Origin of the sequence: Corallococcus sp. AB049A (genome assembly GCF_003668885.1) — a bacterium.
Classification (GTDB): Bacteria; Myxococcota; Myxococcia; order Myxococcales; family Myxococcaceae; genus Corallococcus; species Corallococcus interemptor.
In genome coordinates, this window is sequence record NZ_RAWL01000908.1 from 1 (window position 1) to 586 (window position 586).

1 protein-coding gene is annotated in these 586 nt (G+C 75.6%); it reads left to right on the forward strand.

Features of this window, described 5'->3' with window-relative positions; all coding sequences use genetic code 11:
• The coding region (locus D7X55_RS43840; protein WP_233610406.1) for a DUF6068 family protein at positions 1-586 on the forward strand (586 nt) is incomplete at both ends.

Here is a 586-nt window from a genome sequence, read left to right on the forward strand (position 1 = left end):
GAAGAAACCCAGCCCTGGAAGGAGGAACACCGCGGCCAGCGCTCCACCGAACAGACCACCGCCGCCGGCCGCTCCTGGGACGCCCGCCGCTTCCTCGACGACCGCCGCCCCAGCGACGGCCCCCTCCAGAACCGCCTCTACGCCAATGAGCCCGGCCCGCTGTACCTCACCCACGGCCTGCTCGACGCCAGCACCACGCTCTCCGGCTTCGGCGCCAGCGGCAGCCAGCAGCTCACGCTCGTGTCCTTCCGCCAGGGCACGGAGGCTCCGGGCACCGTGCCCGTGCTCGACCGGCCCTGGGGCCCGGGCACCTGGTACGACGTGCGCCAGGACGTCTCCGGCACGTCCTCCGTGCGCCGCGTCTGCCTGGGCGCCGAGCGCGGCTTCGTGCTGCGCAAGGAGCTGACCGGCCCCTCCGGAGAGGCCCCGTGCGCGGACCTGCGCGACGCGGAGACCACGCCCCTGGAGGAGGCCCTGCTCGCCGCCGTCAGCGAGGCCGTCAGCCAGCCGCAGCAGTGGCCCCCCATCGCCGCGGGCTTCGCGCCCCCGCGCCGGGAGACCTTCACCGTCGCCCAGCACCCCGTCC